The 21414-nt window shown below is 74.5% G+C and carries 13 protein-coding genes and 2 pseudogenes; 5 read left to right on the forward strand and 10 right to left on the reverse strand.

From position 1 onward, the window contains the following. Positions 1 to 80 precede the first annotated feature (80 nt). The gene (locus ACQP1S_RS29835) at positions 81 to 2717 is read left to right on the forward strand and encodes an FtsK/SpoIIIE domain-containing protein (protein ID WP_432901202.1); all 2637 of its coding nucleotides are present in this window, start codon (positions 81 to 83) and stop codon (positions 2715 to 2717) included. A 166-nt stretch (positions 2718 to 2883) separates the two neighbouring features. Continuing rightward, positions 2884 to 3588 carry a hypothetical protein gene (locus ACQP1S_RS29840; protein WP_432901204.1) on the forward strand — a complete coding sequence of 235 codons (705 nt, stop codon included), beginning with the start codon at positions 2884 to 2886 and terminating at the stop codon, positions 3586 to 3588. A gap of 28 nt (positions 3589 to 3616) precedes the next feature. Here the strand turns inward: ACQP1S_RS29840 and folE are convergent, their stop codons facing one another. The 4 genes from folE to ACQP1S_RS29860 all read right to left on the reverse strand — a co-directional run bounded on the left by folE (position 3617) and on the right by ACQP1S_RS29860 (position 7570). Next, positions 3617 to 4279: a GTP cyclohydrolase I FolE gene (folE, locus tag ACQP1S_RS29845; protein WP_432908441.1), complete on the reverse strand. Its 663-nt coding sequence runs from the start codon at positions 4277 to 4279 to the stop codon at positions 3617 to 3619. A gap of 35 nt (positions 4280 to 4314) precedes the next feature. Then, on the reverse strand, positions 4315 to 6321 hold the full coding sequence (gene ftsH, locus ACQP1S_RS29850) for an ATP-dependent zinc metalloprotease FtsH (protein WP_432901206.1): 2007 nt from the start codon (positions 6319 to 6321) through the stop codon (positions 4315 to 4317). Positions 6322 to 6744: 423 nt separating this feature from the next. Continuing rightward, positions 6745 to 7320: a hypoxanthine phosphoribosyltransferase gene (hpt, locus tag ACQP1S_RS29855; RefSeq protein WP_091247681.1), complete on the reverse strand. Its 576-nt coding sequence runs from the start codon at positions 7318 to 7320 to the stop codon at positions 6745 to 6747. Positions 7321 to 7420: 100 nt separating this feature from the next. Then, a complete protein-coding gene (locus tag ACQP1S_RS29860) occupies positions 7421 to 7570 on the reverse strand; it encodes a hypothetical protein (protein ID WP_432908511.1) in 150 nt (49 codons plus the stop codon). A 139-nt stretch (positions 7571 to 7709) separates the two neighbouring features. On the opposite strand from ACQP1S_RS29860, the gene ACQP1S_RS29865 reads away from it, so the two are divergent. Beyond that, complete coding sequence (locus tag ACQP1S_RS29865) at positions 7710 to 8672, forward strand: GlxA family transcriptional regulator (RefSeq protein ID WP_432901209.1); 963 nt, start codon at positions 7710 to 7712, stop codon at positions 8670 to 8672. A gap of 33 nt (positions 8673 to 8705) precedes the next feature. Here ACQP1S_RS29865 and ACQP1S_RS29870 read toward each other — a convergent pair whose 3' ends face one another. The 5 genes and pseudogenes from ACQP1S_RS29870 to dacB all read right to left on the reverse strand — a co-directional run bounded on the left by ACQP1S_RS29870 (position 8706) and on the right by dacB (position 14511). Beyond that, positions 8706 to 10334, reverse strand: coding sequence for a gamma-glutamyltransferase family protein (locus ACQP1S_RS29870; RefSeq protein WP_432901211.1), 1629 nt, complete (start codon positions 10332 to 10334; stop codon positions 8706 to 8708). A gap of 235 nt (positions 10335 to 10569) precedes the next feature. Continuing rightward, positions 10570 to 10818: pseudogene (locus ACQP1S_RS29875) on the reverse strand (TilS substrate-binding domain-containing protein); the annotation flags it as partial. A 195-nt stretch (positions 10819 to 11013) separates the two neighbouring features. Continuing rightward, positions 11014 to 11769: pseudogene (gene tilS, locus ACQP1S_RS29880) on the reverse strand (tRNA lysidine(34) synthetase TilS); the annotation flags it as partial. A gap of 73 nt (positions 11770 to 11842) precedes the next feature. After that, positions 11843 to 12910: a zinc-dependent metalloprotease gene (locus tag ACQP1S_RS29885; RefSeq protein ID WP_432901213.1), complete on the reverse strand. Its 1068-nt coding sequence runs from the start codon at positions 12908 to 12910 to the stop codon at positions 11843 to 11845. A 140-nt stretch (positions 12911 to 13050) separates the two neighbouring features. Then, positions 13051 to 14511 (reverse strand): D-alanyl-D-alanine carboxypeptidase/D-alanyl-D-alanine endopeptidase, encoded by a 1461-nt coding sequence (dacB, locus tag ACQP1S_RS29890; RefSeq protein ID WP_432901215.1) that lies wholly within the window; start codon positions 14509 to 14511, stop codon positions 13051 to 13053. Positions 14512 to 15207: 696 nt separating this feature from the next. Here dacB and ACQP1S_RS29895 point away from each other — a divergent pair. Then, the gene (locus ACQP1S_RS29895) at positions 15208 to 15714 is read left to right on the forward strand and encodes an inorganic diphosphatase (RefSeq protein ID WP_091247691.1); all 507 of its coding nucleotides are present in this window, start codon (positions 15208 to 15210) and stop codon (positions 15712 to 15714) included. Positions 15715 to 15848: 134 nt separating this feature from the next. Here ACQP1S_RS29895 and eccD read toward each other — a convergent pair whose 3' ends face one another. Then, complete coding sequence (eccD, locus tag ACQP1S_RS29900) at positions 15849 to 17261, reverse strand: type VII secretion integral membrane protein EccD (protein ID WP_432901217.1); 1413 nt, start codon at positions 17259 to 17261, stop codon at positions 15849 to 15851. Between the two features lie 103 nt (positions 17262 to 17364). On the opposite strand from eccD, the gene eccCa reads away from it, so the two are divergent. Beyond that, entirely contained in the window at positions 17365 to 21351 is a 3987-nt protein-coding gene (gene eccCa, locus ACQP1S_RS29905) for a type VII secretion protein EccCa (RefSeq protein WP_432901219.1), read from the forward strand. Positions 21352 to 21414: the final 63 nt, after the last annotated feature.

Consider the following 21414-nt stretch of genomic DNA (forward strand, 5'->3'; position numbering starts at 1 on the left):
AGCGGCCGAGGCTGGGATACGGTCTGCAGTCGGGGAGTTTCCCACCTCGACAGAGGGGTGGACGCGCCTCGGAAAGAGGGGTGGACGCGGTGGCCGGTCCGAAGGCTCGTACGAACCGCGCCGCAGCCCTGCACCGCCGCGCCGCCGCTACCGTTGCCGCGGCTACCACCGTCCTCGACGAGATCCGCCCGGCCCCCGCCGACCAGCGTCGCCAGTACGAACTGGCGGACCGGCTGCGTAGCGCCGCCGCCCTGCTCGCACCGGGCTGGGCCGGCGCCGCCCTGGAGACCGTGTCGGCGGACGCCCCGTGTGGTGAGGACAATCCGCCCTTCGTGCGGATCGGGGTGGCGGCGCCGCTGGAGGATGCACGTTTCCCGGCGCTGGTGCCGTTGCTCGGTTCGGGGCACCTGACGCTCGACGCGGACGTCCGGGACCCCCGGGTTCGCGGCCTGCTGCGTGCCGTACTGCTGCGGATGCTGGCGGCCACCCCCGCAGGCTGTCTGCTGGTGCGCGGCGTCGACGGCACCGCCATCAGACCCGGCGTCGGCGCAAGCGCCGGCACCGGCCCGGGCGGCGCCCGGGGCGACGGCGCGAGACCGGGAGGTGCCGGGGGTGACGGCGTCTTCGCCCCGTTCGCGGCGCTGGTCGACGCGGGTCTGCTGCCACCACCGGCGGCGGACGTGGCCGGGCTACGGGCGGTGCTCACCGAGGCCGAGCAGTGGGTTTCCCCGGGGGACGGTCGACCCCGTCGACATGATCGGACCCTGTTGCTGGTGATCGCCGGGCTGCCCGAGTCGACCGGGTCGAGCGATCTGGACCGGATCGTGGCGCTGGCCGAGCGGGGTCGGGTTGCCGGCCTGCATCTAGTGGTGGCTGGTTGGCCGGTGGTCGGCCGGCCGCCGTTGCCGCAGGCCACGCCGGTACGGCTGCGCACCTCGTACGCGCTGGTGGGTGATCCGCCGGGCAGCCCGTTCAGCGGACCGGGCACCGAGTCGCCGGGTGGGCTGAACTGCCCCGTCCTCGTCGACGAGGATCCCGGCCCGGAGCTGATCGGGGCGGTCTGTCGTCGGCTGGCCGACCAGGTGGAGGCAGGCTCCCGGTTGGGCCTCGCCGAGCTGCTGCCGCCCGAGGACGCGGCGCTGTGGACGACGACGTCGGTCGACGGCCTGTCCACCGCGGTCGGGGACGCCGGCGGCCGGCCGGTCACCGTGGGCTTCACCGAGTTGACCCCGCACTGGCTGGTCAGCGGCCGGTCGGATGCGGGCCGGTCGGCGTTCCTGACCACCGCCCTGCTCGGCCTGGCCGCCCGGTACGGCCCGGACGAGCTGGCGCTGTACCTGGTGGACCTGGGCGACGGCGAGTCGTTCGTGGAGTTCCTCCAGACCGAGCGGGACCGATCGTGGCTGCCGCAGGTCCGCGCGGCGGGGATGGCCACCGACCCGGAGTACGTCCGGGACCTGTTCGATCAGTTGGCGGCGGAGATCCACCGGCGGGAGGAGGCGGCGGCGCGGGCCGGGGGCCAGCGGTTCGCGGAGCTGCGTGACCATCAGGTGCTGCCGCGCATCGTCTGCGTCATCGACAATTTTCCGCTGCTGTTGGCGGATCGGGATCCGGTGGCCGCCGAGGTGCTGGCCCGGTTGGACGGGCTGGCCCGCTCGGGGCGCGGGTACGGCGTCCATCTGGTCCTGGCCGGTGCCGGTGACCTGGGTGTCGGTGCGGGGTCTGCGCCCCGGGACTCGGTGCTGGGGCAGTTCCCGGTGCGGGTGGCGCTCGCCGGTGGCAGTGCGGTGCTGATGCCGACCAACGACGCCGCCGCCGGTCTGGCGGTGGGCAGCGCGGTGGTGAACACCGCCGGTGGGTTGGGCGGTCCGCGCGGCGCGACCCGGGGGCACGAGCGGTTGGTCCGGTTCCCCGATCCGCACGACGCCCCCGAGGTTGTCGAGCGGCTGCGGCATCGCCTGTTCGCGGCGCGGCCGGAAGGTGCCGTACCGCCGGTGGTCTTCGCCGGGTGGGCCCGGCCGTTACTGCGCAACGACCCGCGGATGCGGGCTGCCGTCGCCGGGCGGTCCGGTGCTCCGGCGGCTCTGCTGGGTCGGGCGGTGGACGTCGCGCGGACGACCGTGGCGGTGCCGCTGGGTCCGGTGGCGGGGCGCAACCTGGCGGTCCTCGGGCCGGGTGCGGCGGCGGCGACGCTGCTGGCGACGGCCGCCCGGAGCACCGCCGCGCACCATCCGCCGGGCAGTGCGGAGTTCGTGATCGCCCCGTTGGCCGAGGGGTTCGCCCCCTTGGCCGCCGCGCTCGCCGCCGAGCTGGGCGAGCGTCATCGGGTGTCGACGGTGGACGGGCCCGGGCTGCTGACCGCGGCCGCCGGTCCCGACCCGACCTACCTGGTGGTGTTCGGGGTGGACGCGCCTGCGGCGGAGGAGCTGCCGCCGGACCGGCTGCGCGCTCTGCTGCGGGAGGGTCCACCGGCAGGTCGGCACCTGCTCGGCTGGTGGCGGACGGTTCCGCCGTTCGCCGGGTTGGTGGAGCCGGACGGCGAGGTGGGAAAGCTGGCCACGGTCGCTGCGGTCGACGTGCCGGGCGCGCAACTCGCCCCGCTCTTCGGGCATCCGGTGCAGTGGCGTCCCCGGCCCGGACGGGTGGTCCTCTGGGAGACCGCCGACGACCGGGGCACGGTGCTGGTGCCGTTCGCCGACGAGGCGGACCAGCCGTGACCGGCCCTGCGGACGATGGGGCGCGACCCGCCGTGGCGTGGGCCCGTGCGGGGAATCAGGCCCGGCCTGCCCGTGCGGGGAACCGCACGGGAGCGCCCGCCAGGAGGACCGCAGGTGACCGACCGCGAAGGGGACCGGGTGTGGCTGATCGTGAGGGGCGTCGGGCGTGAGCATCGATGACGCCGTGACGGTGGCACCGGTCCGCCAGCGGCCGGCCGGGGAACCGGCCCCGTCGGTGTCCGCCGCCTGGACCGACTACCTGGCCGCCGCCCGCCAGCTCGACGGGGTACGCCGGGGTGCCGCGACGGCCGCCGCCGCGCAGTCCCGCGCCGTGGAGGCGGCCCGTGCGGAGCTGACCGGGGTACGTGCCCGGTTGGCGCCGCAGCAGGCGAGACTGCGCGAGTTGGGCGTACCGGCGATCTCGTTGGCCCCGACGCCACCGGAGCTGACCGAGGCCGCCCGGGCGATGGTGGGTGGTCCGGCGGCGGTGCTGGCCGGCCTACGCAGGGCGCAGAGCTGGGCGGAGGGCGCGGACGCGGCGTTGGCCGCGCGCGGTGCGCCGCGTCCGGCTGCCTGGCCGCCCCGGTGGCGCAACCTGCTGGTGTACGGTCCGCTGGCACTGGTCGTGCCGGTGGTGCAGTTGGTGCTGTTCCTGACGGCGGGTGCCGGCCCGGTGAGTGTGGTGGCGCTGCTGGTGGGCCTGCCGATGCCGGCGGTGGCGTTCGCGGCCGGTCGGGTGGGGGTGAGCCGGTTGTTCCCCCCGGGGCCGGACGGTCGGTGGGACCACACTCCCCGGCTGGGGCTGCTGACCTGCCTGGTGCCGGCGGTGGTGGTCGCCGCCGGGATCATGCTGGCGCTACTGGCCGGCTGATCCGGGCGGCGTCGGCCGGGCCGGCGGCTCAGCGGGGGATGATCAACGACATCGCCTCGGCGCGGGACTTCGCGTCGTGTTGGAGCACGCCGCGGACGGCCGAGGTGATGGTCTTGGCACCGCTCTTCTGGATGCCGCGCATCGCCATGCACATGTGTTCGCATTCGAGTACCACGATCACGCCGCGCGGTTGCAGTCTGCTCATCAGCAGGTCGGCGATCTGCGAGGTGAGTCGCTCCTGCACCTGCGGGCGGCGGGCGAAGACCTCGACCAGCCGGGCCAGCTTGGACAGGCCGGTGATCCGGCCGTCGGGGCCGGGGATGTAGCCGATGTGCGCGCTGCCCCGGAACGGGAGCAGGTGGTGTTCGCAGAGGCTCATCACGTCGATGTCCCGGACGAGCACCAACTCCTCGTGGTTGGCCTCGAAGGTGGTGCTGAGCACCTGGGCCGGGTCGACCCGCAGGCCGGCGAAGAGTTCGGCGTACGCCCGGGCGACCCGGGCCGGGGTCTGCTGGAGGCCGTCACGGTCGGGGTCCTCCCCGACCGCGATGAGGATCTCGCGGACCGCCTTCTCGATCCGGCCGAGGTCCATGGTGTCCTCGATCGGGCGGCCGTTGAGCTTGCCGCTGATCAGCCGGGCGGCGACGTAGTCGAGCGTCTCGTCACCGGGCTCGGTGGACGAGGCGGCCAGCCCCGGGTTGTCGGGGCTGGCCGCGGCGTCGGGGTTCAGTGCAGACCGTCCGAGTTGTTCGAGGAGCCGCCGACGGAGATGCCGTCCGCGGTGGCCTGCGCCGCGAGCTTCTCCTTCTCGGCCGGGGTGAGTACCGGCGGCTCGGTGGAGGGCAGACGCTTGCCGAAGCCGTTGTACGGGGCCATCGGCGGGCGCTTCACCACCCGCGAGCAGATCCGGGCCATGTCGGCGGTGGAGAGGGTTTCCTTCTCCATCAGCTCCAGGACCATGTTGTCCAGGACGTCCCGGTATTCCACCAGGATCTCCCAGGCCTCGTCGTGGGCCAGCTCGATCAGGGCCCGCATCTCGCCGTCGATCTCCGCGGCGACCGAGTCGGAGTAGTCCCGCTCGTGACCCATGTTGCGGCCGAGGAACGGCTCGTCCCCGCTGGTGCCGTACTTGATCGCGCCGAGCTTCAGGCTCATGCCGTACTGCGTGATCATCGCGCGGGCCAACTGGGTGGCCTTCTCGATGTCGTTGCCGGCGCCGGTGGTGGGCTCGTGGAAGACGAGTTCCTCGGCGGCCCGCCCACCCAGGGCGTACGCCAGGGTGTCGATCATCTCGGCCCGGGTCTGGGTGTACTTGTCCTCGGTCGGCAGGACCAGGGTGTGCCCGAGCGAACGACCCCGGGACAGGATCGTCACCTTGTGCACCGGCGCAGCGTGCGGCAGCGCCCAGGCGACCAGCGCGTGCCCACCCTCGTGGTACGCGGTGATCTTCTTTTCCTGGTTGCTCATCACCCGGGTCCGGCGCTGCGGTCCGGCGACCACCCGGTCGATCGACTCCTCCAGCGAGTCGTTGCTGATCGCCCGCTCTTCCTTGCGGGCGGTGAGCAGCGCGGACTCGTTGATCACGTTGGCCAGGTCGGCCCCGGAGAAGCCGGGGGTACGCCGGGCGACCGCGTCGAGGTCGACGTCGGGCGTGAACGGCTTGCCCTTGGCGTGCACCCGCAGGATCGCCTTGCGGCCCTCCATGTCGGGGGCGTCGACCGGAATCTGCCGGTCGAAGCGGCCCGGACGCAGCAGCGCCGGGTCGAGGATGTCCGGCCGGTTGGTGGCGGCGATCAGGATGACCCCGCCCTTGGTGTCGAAGCCGTCCATCTCGACGAGCAGCTGGTTGAGGGTCTGCTCGCGCTCGTCGTGGCCACCGCCCATGCCGGCGCCACGGTGCCGGCCGACGGCGTCGATCTCGTCGACGAAGACGATCGCCGGGGCGTTCGCCTTGGCCTGCTCGAAGAGGTCACGGACCCGGCTGGCGCCGACACCGACGAACATCTCCACGAAGTCGGAGCCGGAGATCGAGTAGAACGGCACCCCGGCCTCGCCGGCCACGGCGCGGGCCAGCAGCGTCTTACCGGTACCGGGCGGGCCGAAGAGCAGCACGCCCTTCGGGATCTTGGCACCCAGTGCCTGGTACTTCGCCGGGTTCTGGAGGAAGTCCTTGATCTCGTGGAGCTCCTCCACCGCCTCCTCGGCCCCGGCCACGTCCGCGAAGGTCGTCTTCGGGGTGTCCTTGGTGATCATCTTCGCCTTGGACTTGCCGAAGTTGAGCACCCGGGAGCCGCCGCCCTGCATCTGCGACATGAAGAACAGCAGCAGGAGCACGAGCAGCACGATGGGCAGCAGGTTGACCAGCAGGCTCACCCAGATGCTGTCGGACGACACCTTGGCGTCGGCCGGGCCGGTGACCCGGTTGCCCGCCTTGGCCTCGAGGACCTCGTTCCAGACCTGCTCGCCGGCCTGGTACGGGAACTGGGCCTCGATCCGGTCGGTCGTGGTGTCGCCGAACTTGGTCTTCTCGGCCAGGTTGAGCTGGAGCGTCTGCTCCTTGTCCTGGAAGACGACCTTGTTGATCTTGGCGGTGTGCAGTTGGTCGAGCGCAACGGAAGTGTCCACCCGGTGGTAGCTGGGACCAGCGGTGAACAGCTGACTGAGCACAACGGCGCCGAGGATGACCAGGATGATCCAGACCACCGGTCGGCGGAAGAAACGCGTACGTTCCATGCTGTTGTCGAGCGCCGAGGCGCCCGCATCCTCCTGATCGACGTCCTGACCGTCTGAATGGTGTCGCCGCCGATGGCGGCGTCGAGCCGCCGTGCGGGCCGGCCTCGACCCCGGGGCGCGCGAACTGCCGCACCGCGGTCATTCGACGGTACACCGTGCGCGCCAGGAGCGAGCTTGCGAGCCCCGCAGTCGGGGACATTCGTGACCCCGAGATGCGAGCCTGCGAGCCCGGCACTCACGCGGACGGCGAACCGGGGTCTCAGCCGACGTGGCGGGGAACTGCGCACCGGCTCCGTCGACCGCCCGGTCACGCGGTCGGGGTGCCGGGCGCGGAGCTGCCCCCACGCCACCCACCCCTACCGTAGTCGGATTGGCTGGGAGCCCGCTGAACGTCCGCTCGATGACGACCGATACGAGCGGAAGTCAGGCCCGGGCGTAGACCTCGGGCTTGAGCACGCCGACGTACGGCAGCTCGCGGTAGCGCTCGCCGAAGTCGAGGCCGTAGCCGACCACGAACTCGGTGGGGATGTCGAAGCCGACGTACTTCACCGGGACCGGGACCTTCACCGCCTCCGGCTTGCGGAACAGGGCCACCACCTCGACGCTGGCCGCCGACCGGGACTCCAGGTACCGCAGCAGCCAGGACAGGGTCAGGCCGGAGTCGACGATGTCCTCGACCACCACCACGTGCCGGCCCGCGATGTCCCGGTCCAGGTCCTTGAGGATGCGCACCACGCCGGAGGAGGTGGTGCCCTGGCCGTACGAGGAGATGGCCATGAAGTCCAGCTCCACCGGTGGGCCCTGCCGACCCAGCGCCCGGGCGAAGTCGGCCATGAACATGACCGCACCCTTGAGTACGCAGACGAGCAGCAGTCCGTCGGTGACCCCGGCGTAGTCCGCCGAGACCTGCTTGGCCAGCTCCGCCGTCTTCTCGCGGATCTGCGCCTCGGAGATGATCACGTGATCGATGTCGGCGTCGTACCAGGAGCCGTCAGCCATGCTCCTAGCCTGCCGTACGCCGGACGGCCCGCGTCGGCGGGGCCGCACCTTCTGGCGCGGTCCCACCGCGGGTTTTTCTGGCACAACGGGAGCAAACACCTCAGCAGGCACGGGACCGCCAGCGGCGACCCTCCTCGGTGGGCTTCCAGTCGGCGGAGTCACGGGTGTCGGCGGTCAGGCCGAACGCCGAAGCGACGGCCAGCGCGAGGAGGAAGAACAGAAGCAACAGGAACTCCATGGCGGCGCTCACTTTCCTGGGATCTGAGTGGTTTTCGCCGCCGGTGCGCACCGGACTGATGTTCAGTTTCCGCCCGCGACACGGGCCGGGACAGTGGCAGCAACGCCATGCCCCCTCGATTTTCTGCCACCTGTCCGGTTACCCTCGTCACATGATTCGATCGGTGGCCGTCATCGCCCTGGACCAGGTCGCCGTCTTCGAACTCGGCGTGCTCACCGAGGTGTTCGGGACCGACCGCACCGAAGACGGGTTCCCCGGCTACCGGTTCACCGTCTGCACCGCCGACGGCGGCCCGGTCCGCACCGCCTCCGGCTTCGACCTCACCCCGCACGCCGACCTCGCCCCGGTCGACGACGCCGACCTGGTCGCGGTCCCCGCGTACACCCAGGGTGGTGAGGTGCCGGAGGCGGTGCTGGCCGCGCTGCGCCGCGCCGCCGACCGGGGGGCGCACGTGTTCAGCCTCTGCTCCGCGGCGTTCGTGCTCGGCGCGGCCGGTCTGCTCGACGGCCGGGAGTGCACCACCCACTGGAGGTACGCCGACGAGCTGCAACGCCGGCACCCCTCGGCCCGGGTCCGGTGCAACAGCCTCTATGTGGCCGACGGACCCGTGCTGACCAGCGCCGGCACCTCCGCCGGCATCGACGCCTGCCTGCACCTGGTCCGCCAGGAACACGGCTCGGTCACCGCCACCCGGCTGGCCCGGCGCATGGTGGTCCCCCCGCACCGCGACGGCGGCCAGTCCCAGTACATCGAGGCGCCGATCCCGGCCACCCCCGACGCGCCCACCCTCGAACCGGTGCTGAGCTGGCTGATCGGCCACCTGGACCAGCCGACCACGGTGGACGAGTTGGCCGCCCGCGCCGGGATGTCCGCGCGCACCTTCGCCCGCCGGTTCCGGGCCGAGACCGGCACCACCCCGCACGACTGGCTGACCAACCAGCGGGTGCTGCTGGCCCGCCGGCTATTGGAGGAGACCCGGCTCAGCGTGGAGAGCGTTGCCGGCCGCTCGGGGTTCCCCGACGCCGCCGCCCTGCGCCACCACTTCGCCCGCCGGGTCGGCACCACCCCGCAGGGCTACCGCACCACCTTCCGCGACCGCATCCCCACCGGCTGACCCGCGTCCGGTCGAGGTCACCCCGGGCCGGGGTCAGTAGCCCAGCGCCGCACCGTCGACCCGGGGCTCCGCGCCGACCACCCAGCCGCCGGCCGGGGCACGCCACAGCGCCTGCCCGTACCCGAAGACCGAGGGCTCGTCGGCGACGGTGACCTCGTGGCCCCGGGCGCGCAACCCCGCGACCAGGCCGGGCTCGGCCGCCAGGGTCGGCTCCACCAGCAGGGTCCGGCCGGCGTGCCAGTACCAGCGGGGGGCGTCGAGAGCGGCCTGCGGATCGCGGCCGTCGTCGACGGTCGCGGCAACGAGCTGGACATGCCCCTGCGGCTGCATGTGCCCACCCATCACCCCGAACGGCCCGACCGGTGCGCCGTCGCGGGTCAGGAAGCCCGGGATGATCGTGTGGAAGGGCCGCTTGGCCGGCCCGACCACGTTGGGGTGCCCCGGATCGAGCCGGAATCCGGTGCCCCGGTTCTGCAGGGCGAAACCGTACCCGGGCAGCACCACCCGCGAGCCGAACCCCAGGTAGGTGGACTGGATCAGGCTGACCATCAGGCCGTCGGAGTCGGCCGTGCAGAGATAGACGGTGCCGCCCCGCTCCGGATCACCGGCCACCGGGTCACCGGCCCGGTCGGTGAGCAACGCCCGCCGCGCCGCCAGGTAGCCCGGATCGAGCAGGCCGGCCGTCGGCACGGTGGCGCGCTCCGGGTCGGCCACGTGCGCGTGCGCGTCGGCAAAGCCGAGCTTGACCGCCTCCACCTGCCGGTGCACCCGCTGCACCGGGTCGGCGGCCGGGTCGAGGCCGCCCAGGACGCCCAGCGCCTGCAGCGCGGCCAGCCCCTGCCCCGGTGGCGGCAACTCCCACACCTCGTGCCCCCGGTAGCGGACGCTGACCGGGTCGACCCAGGTCGAGGTGTGGGCAGCCAGGTCGGCGGCGGTGAGGAATCCGCCGGTACGGGCGGCGTGCCGGTCCAGCGCCTCGGCGATGGTGCCCCGGTAGAAGTCGTCCGCGCCGCTGCGGGCGATCAGCCGCAGCGTGCGGGCCGCCGCCGGGTTGCGCCAGCGTTCGCCGGGCCGTGGAGCCCGACCGGCCACCGTGAAGATCCGGTCGAACTCGGCGTACGCGTCACCGGTCGGCGCGGGCTGCGCCAGGGCCCGCGCCCAGGTGGCGGCGGTGCCGGTGGAGACCGGGTGGCCGTGCTCGGCGTACCCGACCGCGTCGGTGAACAGGTCGGCGAAGGGCAGCACGCCGAACCGGTCGTGCAGGTCCCGCCAGCCGGCCGGGGCACCGGGCACGGTCACCGGCAACCAGCCCCGGGCGGGCATCGCCGGCCCGCGCGCCTGCGCGCCGCCCAGCGCGTCCACCGGCGTCGCCGACACCCCGCCGGTGGCGGTCAGCACCATCTCGCGGGTCAACGCGGCCGGTGACCGCCCGGCGGCGTTGAGGCCGTGCAGCCGGTCGCCGTCCCAGACGATGGCGAACAGGTCACCACCGATGTCGTTGGACGGCGGCTGCACCACGGTCAACGTGATCGCGGTGGCCAGCGCCGCGTCGACGGCGTTGCCGCCGCGCCGCAGCACGGCCAGGCCCGCCGCCGCCGCGAGCGGGTGGCTGGTCGAGACGGCACCGTGCGGGGCGAACAGGGCACGCCGGGGGTACGCCATCCGCCCTGTCTACCGCACCACCACGAACCCGCCCACCCCGTCGCTCCGGCATGCCCCGGTGGTGCCCGGTCCACCCCTACCGAGCTGTCGTTCTGCGAGCGAGGGCAGCCCGACACCTCATGATCAGATTGCGGAAACAGGCACGACACGCCGACCCGGATACGCGAAACCGCAATCTGATCATCGCTTCCCCGCCCCTGCCCACCCGACCCCGACCGCCCCGGCCGAGACGTACTCAGTCGACGGGCAGCAGCCGACCGCCCCGACGACAGACGCGCACCCCGCCCGGCAGCGCCGTCGCGCCCTGCCCACGCCACGCGGTGACCAGCGCGTCCAACGCGTCGACGTGACGGTGGGAGAGCGCACCGGGCGGGGCCCCCAACTCCCGGGCCCAGGCATGCAGCACCCGGCTGCGTACCGCACCCGGCAACCCGGCCAGCGCCACGACGGACAACCCCCCACCGTCCCGTACCCGGAGCCCGTCGAACAGCGGTCCGCCGGACCAGCATCCGTCGGGTGACAACTCGTCGGACGGGCGGCTGCCGGTACGCGACCCGTCAGGGAGGGGCCCCCCGGACCGGGGCGCGTCGGACCGGGGCGCGTCGGACCGGGGCGCGTCGGACCGGGGCGCGTCGGACCGGGGCGCGTCGGACCGGGGCGCGTCGGACCGGGAACTGTGGGGTCCCTGCGGGGCGGCGAGGGCGGCGGCGGCCAGGTCATCCAGGGCGGCGGTGTCGGCGGCCAGCAGTCGGGCCGTACGGGCCAGATTGTCCAGGACCCCTTCGCCGAGCGCGGCGACCAGTGCCGGCAGCACGTCGGCGCGGACCCGGGCCCGCGCGTACGACGGATCGGTGTTGTGCGGGTCCTGCCACGGGGCCAGGCCCAGCGCCGCGCACGCGTCGCGGGTCTGCGCCCGGGTGACATCGAGCAGGGGACGCAGCAGCGGCACCCCGGCCAGGTCCCGCCGGGCGGGCATCGCGGAGAGCCCTCGCGGGCCGGCCCCCCGGGCCAGCGCCAACAGCACCGTCTCGGCTTGGTCGTCGCGGGTGTGTCCGAGCAGGACGGCGGCGGCCCGGTGCCGTCGGGCGGCGTCCGCCAGCGCCTGGTAGCGGGCCTGCCGGGCCGCCGCCTCGGGGCCACCGGGACGCCCGGCCACCGTCACCGCCACGGCCTCGACCGGAGCCAACCCGGCCCGCCCGGCCCACTCGGCGACGGCGGCGGCGCGCTCGGCCGAGCCGACCTGCAACCCGTGGTCGACGGTCACCAGACCGGCCTGTCGGCCGAGCCGCGACGCCACGAAGGCGGTGGCGACGGCGAGGGCCAGCGAGTCCGCCCCACCCGAGCAGGCCACCAGCACCGGCCCCTCGGCGGGCAGACCGGCCAGCGCACGGCGTACCGCGACCCGGATGGCGGCCACCGACGGGGCGAGGGCCACCCCCGGACGAGCACCGGAGACGCGCCGCCCGACCGCGGCCGGGTCGACGGATCGGGGCCGACCGGCCACCGGGTCAGCCGGCGGTCGGGGTGGCGGCGGCCGGCCCGTGCACCCGGGCCACCCAGGCGGCCGGGTCACCCAGCTCGTCCAGCCGGGGCAGGGTCAGCGGCGAACCGAAGATCTTGTTGAAGCCGGCCATCCCGACCTGCTCCACCACGCCGTGCACGAACTTGCGGCCCTCGGCGTACTGGCGCATCTTGACGTCCACCCCGAGCAGCCGGCGGATCGCCTTCTCCAACGGGTTGCCCGCCTCACGACGGCGGTTGAATCCCGCCCGGATCCGCTCCACGCTGGGGATGACCTGCGGACCGACGCCGTCCATCACGAACTCGGCGTGCCCCTCCAGCAGGGTCATCAGCGCGGTGAGCCGGTCCAGCACGGCCCGCTGCGCCGGGGTCTGCACGATGTCCAGCACGCTGGTGCGGCCGTCCGGGTCCCGTACCGCGTCGGAGAGCGTGGACACCCCCCGGCGCAGCCGCTCGACCAGATGCTCGGTGCCCTGTGAGGCATCCACGAACGCCTGCACCTCACCGAGGAAGTACGCCCGCATCCACGGCACGGCGGTGAACTGGGTGCGGTGGGTGACCTCGTGCAGGCAGACCCAGAGCCGGAAGTCACGCGGGTCGGCCCCGAGCTTCCGCTCCACCTCGACGATGTTCGGCGCGACCAGCAGCAGCTGCCCCGGGTCGGCGGAGAAGACCTCGTACTGGCCGAGCACCCGGCCGGAGAGGTACGCCAGCACGGTGCCGGCCTGCACCCCGGTGAGCCGGGAGCCGACTGCCTCGGTGAGTACGCCGGGCGGCTTGTCGCCGGAGAGCCGGCTGACCAGTGGGGTGATCACCTCGCGCAGGCCGGCGATGTTGGTGGCCGCCCAGTCCCGCCGGTCCACCACCCGCACCGGTGGATGACCCACCTGCGGGCGCAGCCCCGTGTAGTCGGCGACGTGTCCGGCCGCCTCGTCGGTGAGCCGGCGCAGGTCGCCGACCACCTCGGTGGCCTCCGCGTACGACACGCGGGGGCCCGACTTGCTCAGCGCCCCTGCGGTGGCGGCGGCCAGATCCCAGTCCACGAACTGCGCCATGGCACCCACCGTACCCGCGCCGCGACACCCCGGCCGGTTCCGCGCGACGGGCCGCCCGGTGGCCGGCCCGAGCACCCCCCGCCCCCGGGGCAGGTCAGGGCACGCCCCACCCGCCGCGGCAGGTCAGGGCATGCGGGCGGTCAGCGGCAGCCGCAGCTGGCCAGCGCGCCGGCGATCTGGTCCAGTGCCGCGCGGGTGACCTCCGGGTCGCCGGCCGGCGCCCGGTCGGTGAGCACGGCGAAGGTGAGCAGCCGGCCGTCGCGGGTGGTCACCAGGCCGGCGATGGCGTGCACCCCGGTCAGCGTGCCGGTCTTGGCCCGGACCACGCCGGCCCCGGCGGCGGTGGCCGTCGACTCGTACCGGGTGCCGAGGGTGCCCGACCAGGCGGCCACCGGGAGGCCGCCGAAGATCGCGGTCAACTCCGGGTGCGTGCCGTTGCCGGCCACCGCGATCAGGTCGGTGAGCAGCGACGGGCTGATCCGGTTACTGCGGGACAGCCCGCTGCCGTCGGCAAGGCTGATCTCGTCGGCCGGCAGGCCCAGCTCGCCGATCACCTCGTCCATCGCCGCCGCCCCGCCGGTGAACGACGCCTGCTGGTTGCGGGCCAGAGCGACCTGTCGGGCCAGCGCCTCGGCGATCACGTTGTCACTGTCGGTGATCATGATGTCGACCAGCCGGATCATCGGCAGCGACTCGACCTTGCCCAACTCGGTGCCGGGCGTGGGGGCGCCGCTCGCCGTCGCGCCGGCGGCCGCCGGGGCGGTGCCCCGGACCACCCCGCCCTCCGGCAGGCCGAGCAGCCGGGCGAAGGAGCGGCCGGCGGCCAGGTCCGGCTCGGCGTACCGCTCGGCCGCGCCGTGGCTGTCGGCGAACGTCTTCCGCGCCCGCACCGGGTCCCGGCGCGCGCCGTCGGTCATCAGCGCGGTGATCGACGCGCCGAAGCCGCCGGTCGGGATGTCCGCGTCCCAGCCGGGCTCGTGGACCGGGCCGGGGAAGAGGCTGGAGTCGACCACCACCCGGGTGGGGGCGGTGCCACCGAGAGCCTGCTTGACCTGCGTGGCGAGAGTGTCGAGCCGGGCCGCGCCGGGGTAGAAGCCGGACTTGTCCACTGCCAGCGTCGGGTCGCCACCGCCGACCAGCACCACCTCGCCCGGGTTCGCCCCGGCGAGTGCGCGGGTCGTGATCCGGTAGCCGGGGCCACGCGCCTTCAACACGGTCACCCCGGTTGCGAGCTTGGTGACCGAGGCGGGGACGGTGCCGTCGTCGCCGCCCTTGGCGTACAACGATTCGCCGCTGACCACGTCGGCCACCGACACGTTGACCCGGCTGCCCAGGGCGGCGGCACCGGTCAGCGGCTCGACTGCGGCGCGTACCCCGGCGGGGGTCGGCTCGGGGGCGGCGGCGTCGGGGCCGGCGAGCACCGGGGACGGGTCAGGCTCGGGGGGCGGCGCGGCGGCCGACGGGGTGGGGTCCGCGCCCAGCCAACCGGCGACCGGGCCCGGACGGAGCACCACCGCCGCCCCGGCGAGGCCGACCAGCAGCACGGCCACCAGCAGCACCGGCAGCCACCGTCGACGACGCCGCGGCGACGCGCCGGGCACCGGCGGGCCGCCACCTCCCGGCGGCACAGCGACCGCTGCGGCCCCGGGGTGCGCAGGACGTGACACCGGCCCGGGGTGGGCGGGCGGCCCGGGGTGGGCGGGCGACCCGGGGTGGGCGGGCGACACCGGGTGGGTGGAAGGCGACGCCGCAGCGCCACGGGCGGAGACCGACGAGACCGACGCCGCGCCGCGGTGCGGCGGGACCGACCCGGAGCCGGAGGACGGAACAGACGCGGAACCGGAGGCCGGGGCGGAGCCGGACGGCGGGGACGGGGGCGACGACACCGGGGCGGACCCGACGACCGCGCGACCGGCGGTGGCCGACGACGGCGGACGCCAAGCCGGCGGCGGCGGATGCTCGGCGGCCCGACCGGCGGCCCGCGGCGCTTCGGGAGCGGGCGACGGCTCGGGAGCCGACTCGGGGCGGCGGGGCACGTTCGCGTCGGGCACCGAGACCCGGCCGGTGGCCCCACCGGTCACGGGTCGGCCCGATCCCCGGCCGTCAACCCCCTCCGGGCGGTAGTGTGAATCTTCCCTCCCCACGACCCCCTCCTCCCGCCGCCGAACTCGCCTGGGTGACACTACTTCGGTCCGAAGACTATGCGGCGTCCGGAGCCGACGGGTGGCCATTCCATCCGCACCGGGGGCGTCAGTGGTTCCGTTCAGCCAGCGTGGGCAGACGAGGGAGCGTGGGAGATGGATTTCGACGTCACGGTTGAGATCCCGAAGGGTCACCGAAACAAGTACGAGGTGGACCACGCGACCGGCCGGATCCGGCTGGACCGCACCCTGTTCACGTCGACCCAGTACCCGGCCGACTACGGGTTCATCGAGGGCACCCTCGGCGAGGACGGCGATCCGCTGGACGCGCTGGTGCTGGTCCCCGAGCCGACCTTCCCGGGCTGCCTGATCCGCTGCCGCACCATCGGCATGTTCCGGATGACCGACGAGAAGGGCGGCGACGACAAGGTCCTCTGCGTGCCCTACGAGGACCCCCGCCAGGAGCACCTGCGCGACATCCACCACCTGGGCGAGTTCGACCGGCTGGAGATCCAGCATTTCTTCGAGGTCTACAAGGATCTCGAACCGGGCAAGTCGGTCGAGGGCGCGACCTGGGTCGGCCGGGTCGAGGCCGAGGCCGAGGTGCTGGCGTCCTACCAGCGGGCCCGGGACGCCGAGGCGCAGGGCGGCGCCGCCCACTGACCCACCAGCTCCACCGAAGGCCCGGACCCGGCGGTCCGGGCCTTCGTCGTGGCCCGCCCGGCCGATCATCCGCCGGCCACGTCGCCCGGTCACCCGCCGCCCGGTCCGCACGCGCCGCCGGGCCGGGGGCGCGGTCAGCCCAGCAGGCCCCGGGCGGCGTCGTAGAGGTCCAGCACCGCGCAGGCCACCGGCACCACCGACACCACCAGCGCGGTGTCGGTCAGATCGGCCACCCGACCGAGGTACGGCGAGACCGGCCGCCGGGCGTACGTCGTACCGGCGGCGATGGCGAGCAGTGCGACGAGCAGCCCGCCCCCGTTCAACGCCAGCAGCCCGAGGGTCCCCGACCGGCCGGCGAGCACCGTGCCGAGCACCGCGAACCCGGCCAGCCCGGCGGCGACCGGGGGCACCCGGTGCCGGACCGCCACGAACAGCCGGGAACGCAGCAGCAGCACCGCCGCACCGACCGCCACCAGCACCCGCCCGGCGACCCCGCCGCTGACGGCGAGCACCAGCACGGCGGCGACGACCAGGGTGGCGTGCCCGAGCAGCATCCCGGTCAGCATCTCCTCGCTGCGGGCCACCGCCGCGTACACCCGGCCCCGGTCCGGCAGGTCCCGCACCCCGTCCGGGCCGCCCGTCGGGCCGCCCGTCGGGCCGTCCGGCAGGGTGATCGGCGGCAGCGGCACCTTGCCCAGCCGGATCGCCAGCAGCGGCAGTGCCCCGAGGGCGAAGACCAGCACGCAGAGCAGCACGGCGGCGGTGTCGGCCGGGGCGAGCAGCAGCCCGCCCAGGCCGGCGGGCGCACCCACCGCGCCGACCGTCGCACCGGCCACGAAGACCCGCAACCGGGTGGCGACGCCGAGCAGGCCCAGCACGGCGACCAGGAGCAGCGCCACCGCACCGGCGAGCAGTTCGGGCGCACCGAGCCACGGCAGCGGCCGCAACACCCCGACCGGGTCCCCGGAACTGACCGCGAGGGCGCCCGCCGCCGCGGCGTACGGCAGGGCGTAGCCACCGAGGATGGCCCCGGTCGGGCCGTCGCCGTACGCCCGGGAGGCGACCGTGCCGGCGAGGGTGAGCAGCAGCGCCACCGTGCCCGCCGCGGGCCAGCCGGCGGGCTGCCCCGGCCCGGCGGCCAGGACGGCGAGCAGCCCCACGGCGAGCGGGACACCCGCCCCGGCCAGCGCGGCGGCCCGGGTGGTCGACGCCGACCAGGCGACGCCCCGGCGGCGGGCGCCGTCGGCGATGGCCTCGACCACGTCGTCGTACTCCAACTCGGGCCACTGGTCGTGGGCGGGCACCAGGTGCAGCACCTCACCGTCGCGCACCCCCTGCGGCAGCAGCGCCTGCGCGGTCACCAGCACCGCACCATCGGTACGCCGCAGCACCCAGCCGCCGTGCCGCTCGCCGTCGTCGGCCAGCCCCGCACCGGCGTGCCGCAGCACCTCGGGAAGCAGCTCGGCCAGCGGCACCTGCTCCGGCAGGGCCACGTCGACGCGTCGCCCGGGGGCGCTGATGGTGACCCTGGCCAGCCCGGTGGTCATCGACTGGACTCCATATCGATCGGGAGCGGTGGCTGACGGACGACGCGCACTTTACCTACGATGAGCCAGGTTCGGGTTACCGAGCGCCACAGGGAGGTGCCTTTTGTCCACTGTCGTCATCAAGCGGCCACCGCGCCGGCCCGCGCCGGAGATCCCGATCGGCGAGCTGCCCGTGGAGGGCCCGCCGGAGATCCCCGTGGTCACCGGCGGACGCTGGCAGCAGGCGCTGATGGTGCTGCCGATGCTGGGTGGCACGGTGGCGATGGCGATGATGTTCGGCCGTGGCGGCGGCGCCTACTCGTACGTGGTGGGCGGCATGTTCGGGCTCTCCTCGGTGGCGATGCTGATGACCTCCTGGGGCAGCGCCTCCGGCACGCCGAGGAAGTCGGAGATGATGGCCGCCCGCCGGGAGTACCTGCGGCACCTGACCGCGCTGCGGCGACGGGTCCGGCAGACCGCCCGGCAGCAGCGGGCCGGGCTGTACTACCGGCATCCCGACCCGGACCGGCTCTGGTCGACGGTGGACAGCCACCGGGTCTGGGAGCGGCGACCCGGCGACCCGGACTTCGGCGTGGTCCGGGTCGCGGTCGGGCCGCAGACGTTGGCCACCCCGCTGGTCCCGCCGGTCACCCGCCCTCTGGAGGAACTGGAGCCGATGACCGCCGGGGCGCTGCGGCGCTTCCTCGACGCGTACTCGGTGGTGCCGGACCTGCCGGTGGCACTGTCGCTGCGCAGCTTCGCCCGGGTCTTCGTCCGGGGTGGGCAGCCGGGTGGGACCGGACGGCCGGGCGGCCCGGCGGCGGACGACGGCCCCGGCACTGGGTCGCCCGACGCGCAGGCGCTGGCCCGCGCGATGATCACCCAGCTCACCGTCTTCCACGCCCCCGACGAGTTGCTCGTCGCCGTCTGCGCCGGCCCGGAACGGCGTCGACACTGGGAGTGGGTGAAGTGGCTGCCGCACGCCCACCACCCGACCCGGGTCGACGCGCTCGGCCCGGTCCGGCTGGTCACCAGCTCCGCCGTCGAGCTGGAACGGCTGCTCGGCGAGGTGCTGGCCAGCCGGTCCCGGTTCAGCCCCGCCGGGCCTGCCACGGACGGCCCGCACGTGGTGGTGCTCCTCGACGGCGGCGACCTGACCGACGCCACCGAACTGACCGGCGACGGCGGCATCGACGCGGTCACCGTGCTCGACCTGGACACCCCGCCGCCGCGCCTGCTGGACCGGTTCGCCCTGCTGCTGGAGGTACGCGCCGGACGCCTGCACTCCTGGTCGGCCGAGGGACACGCCGAGGTGGGCAGCGCCGACCGGCTGGACGTCGCCGACGCGGAGGCGGTCGCCCGACGGCTCGCCCCGCTGCGGCTCGCCGCCGCCGGCCGGGGCACCGAGGCCGCCCCCGGGGCCGAACCCGGCCTCCCCGAACTGCTCGGGCTCGGCGACCCGGAGGGGTTCACCGCCGACCAGGGCTGGCTGCCCCGCTCGTCCCGCGACCGGCTGCGGGTGCCGATCGGCGTCGGCGTGGACGGTGGCGCGGTCGAGCTGGACCTCAAGGAGTCGGCACAGGACGGGATGGGCCCGCACGGGTTGCTGATCGGCGCGACCGGCTCCGGCAAGTCGGAGCTGCTACGTACCCTGGTGCTGGCGTTGGCCGCCACGCACAGCTCGGAGCAGCTCAACTTCGTCCTGGTCGACTTCAAGGGCGGGGCCACCTTCGCCTCCTTCGACCGGTTGCCGCACACCGCCGCCGTGATCACCAACCTGGTCGACGCGTTGCCGCTGGTCGACCGGATGGTGGACGCCATCAACGGCGAGCTGATGCGCCGCCAGGAGCTGCTGCGCCGGGCCGGCAACTTCGCCAGCCTGCGCGACTACGAACGGGCCCGGGCGGCCGGCGCGCCGCTCGCCCCGCTGCCGTCGCTGCTGCTGGTCTGCGACGAGTTCTCCGAGCTGCTGTCGGCCAAGCCCGACTTCATCGACCTGTTCGTGCAGATCGGCCGGCTGGGCCGGTCGCTCGGCGTGCACCTGCTGTTGGCCAGCCAGCGGTTGGAGGAGGGGCGGCTGCGCGGGTTGGACACCCACCTGTCGTACCGGATCGGGTTGCGCACCTTCTCGGCGCTGGAGTCCCGGACGGTGCTCGGGGTGCCGGACGCGCACGAGCTGCCCCGCTCCCCCGGGCACGGCTACCTGCGCGCCGGCACCGACCCGCTGGTCCGGTTCCGGGCCACCTACGTCTCCGGCCCGGTCCGGCGGCGGGGCGGGGTGACCGGCGGCGGGGCGGGCGGCGCGGTCCGGCTGCTCGCCTTCTCCACCCACGTCGTGCCGGTGCCGGAACCGGTCGCCCCGGTGGCCCTGCCGGCCGTCGAGGAGGACACCGAGAGCCTGCTCGACACGCTGGTCGGCCGGCTGGCCGGGCAGGGACCACCGGCCCACCAGGTGTGGCTGCCGCCGCTGGAGCACGCGCCCACCCTGGACGAGTTGCTCGGTCCGCCCGGCGTCGACCCGCAGCGTGGCCTGGGCTTCGCCAACCCGGAGCTGCACGGCGGCCTCCAGGTGCCGGTGGCGATCGTCGACAAGCCGTACGAGCAGCGACGCGACCTGCTGTGGTTGGCGCTGGGCGGGCCGGCCGGGCACGTGGCCGTGGTCGGCGCGCCGCAGAGCGGCAAGTCGCACGCGTTGCGGACGCTGATCTGCGCGCTGGCGCTCACCCACACGCCGACCGAGGTGCAGGTCTACTGCCTGGACTTCGGTGGCGGCGGGTTGACCGCCCTGCGGGAGCTGCCGCACGTGGGCGGGGTCGCCGGCCGGGCCGACCCGACGGTGGTCCGGCGTACCGTCGGGGAGATCGCCGCCCTGCTGGCCGAGCGGGAACGCCGCTTCACCGAGCTGGGGGTGGAGTCGATGGCGGCGTGGCGCAAGCGGCGTCGGACGCTCGCCGACGCCGGTCAGCCCACCGTCGACCCGTTCGGTGACGTGTTCCTCGTGGTGGACGGCTGGGCCACCCTGCGTGGCGAGTACGACGACCTGGAACCCCTGATCACCGACCTGGCCACCCGGGGCCTGTCGTACGGGGTGCACGTGGTGGCGAGCGCGGTGCGTTGGCTGGACTTCCGGCCCGGCATCCGGGACCTGTTCGGGTCCCGGTTGGAGCTGCGCCTGGGTGACCCGTCCGACTCGGTGGTGAAGCGGACGGCGGCGGCCGGGGTGCCGGAGCAGGCGGGGCGGGGGATCACCGCGCAGAGCCTGCACCTGCTCACCGCCCTACCGCAGTTCGCCGGCGGGGACACCGCCGATCTGGTCAAGGCGGTGGTGGACGCCTGGTCGGGGCCGGCCGCGCCCCGGGTCCGGTTGCTTCCGCCGGTGCTGCCGTACGCCGAGCTGGACACCGCCGCCGGCTCCGGCCTGGCGTTCCCGGTCGGGATCGCCGAGGCGGACCTGCGCCCGGTGCTGCTCGACTTCGCCACCGAGCCGCACTTCGTGGTCTTCGGCGACGCCGAGTGCGGCAAGTCGTCGTTCCTGCGGGCGCTGGCCACCTCGATCATCGACCGGTTCACCCCGGAGCAGGCCCGGGTGATCCTGGTCGACTACCGGCGCAGCCTGCTCGGCACCGTCGAGACCGACCACCTGATCGGGTACGGCACGGCGGCGGCGCACACCACCGAGCTGATCGAGTCGGTCGCCGGTTACATGCAGGGTCGGCTGCCCGGCCCGGAGGTCACCCCGGCACAGTTGCGGGACCGCTCCTGGTGGTCCGGTCCGGAGTTGTTCATCCTGGTCGACGACTACGACCTGGTGGCCAGCGGTCCGGCGAACCCGCTGCGGGGGCTGGAGGAGCACCTGCCCCAGGCCCGCGACGTCGGCCTGCACCTGGTGCTGGCCCGCCGCTGCGGTGGCGCCGGCCGCTCCCAGTACGAGCCGATCGTGCAGCGCCTGCGCGAGTTGTCCACCGCCGGGCTGGTGATGAGTGGCAGCCCGGACGAGGGACAGTTGGTGGGTGCGGTCCGGCCGGGTCCGTTGCCGGCGGGGCGTGGCCGGCTGGTCACCCGACGCGAGGGCGTACGCCTCGTGCAGTTGGCCCATCTGCCGCCACCGTGATCCCGGTGTGCCGGAACGTGCCGTGTCGGCGGGGGGAACCGGTAATCTCCGTGCAGCAGGTGT

The sequence above is a fragment of the Micromonospora matsumotoense genome, from assembly GCF_050951065.1.
GTDB classification, from domain to species: Bacteria; Actinomycetota; Actinomycetes; order Mycobacteriales; family Micromonosporaceae; genus Micromonospora; species Micromonospora matsumotoensis.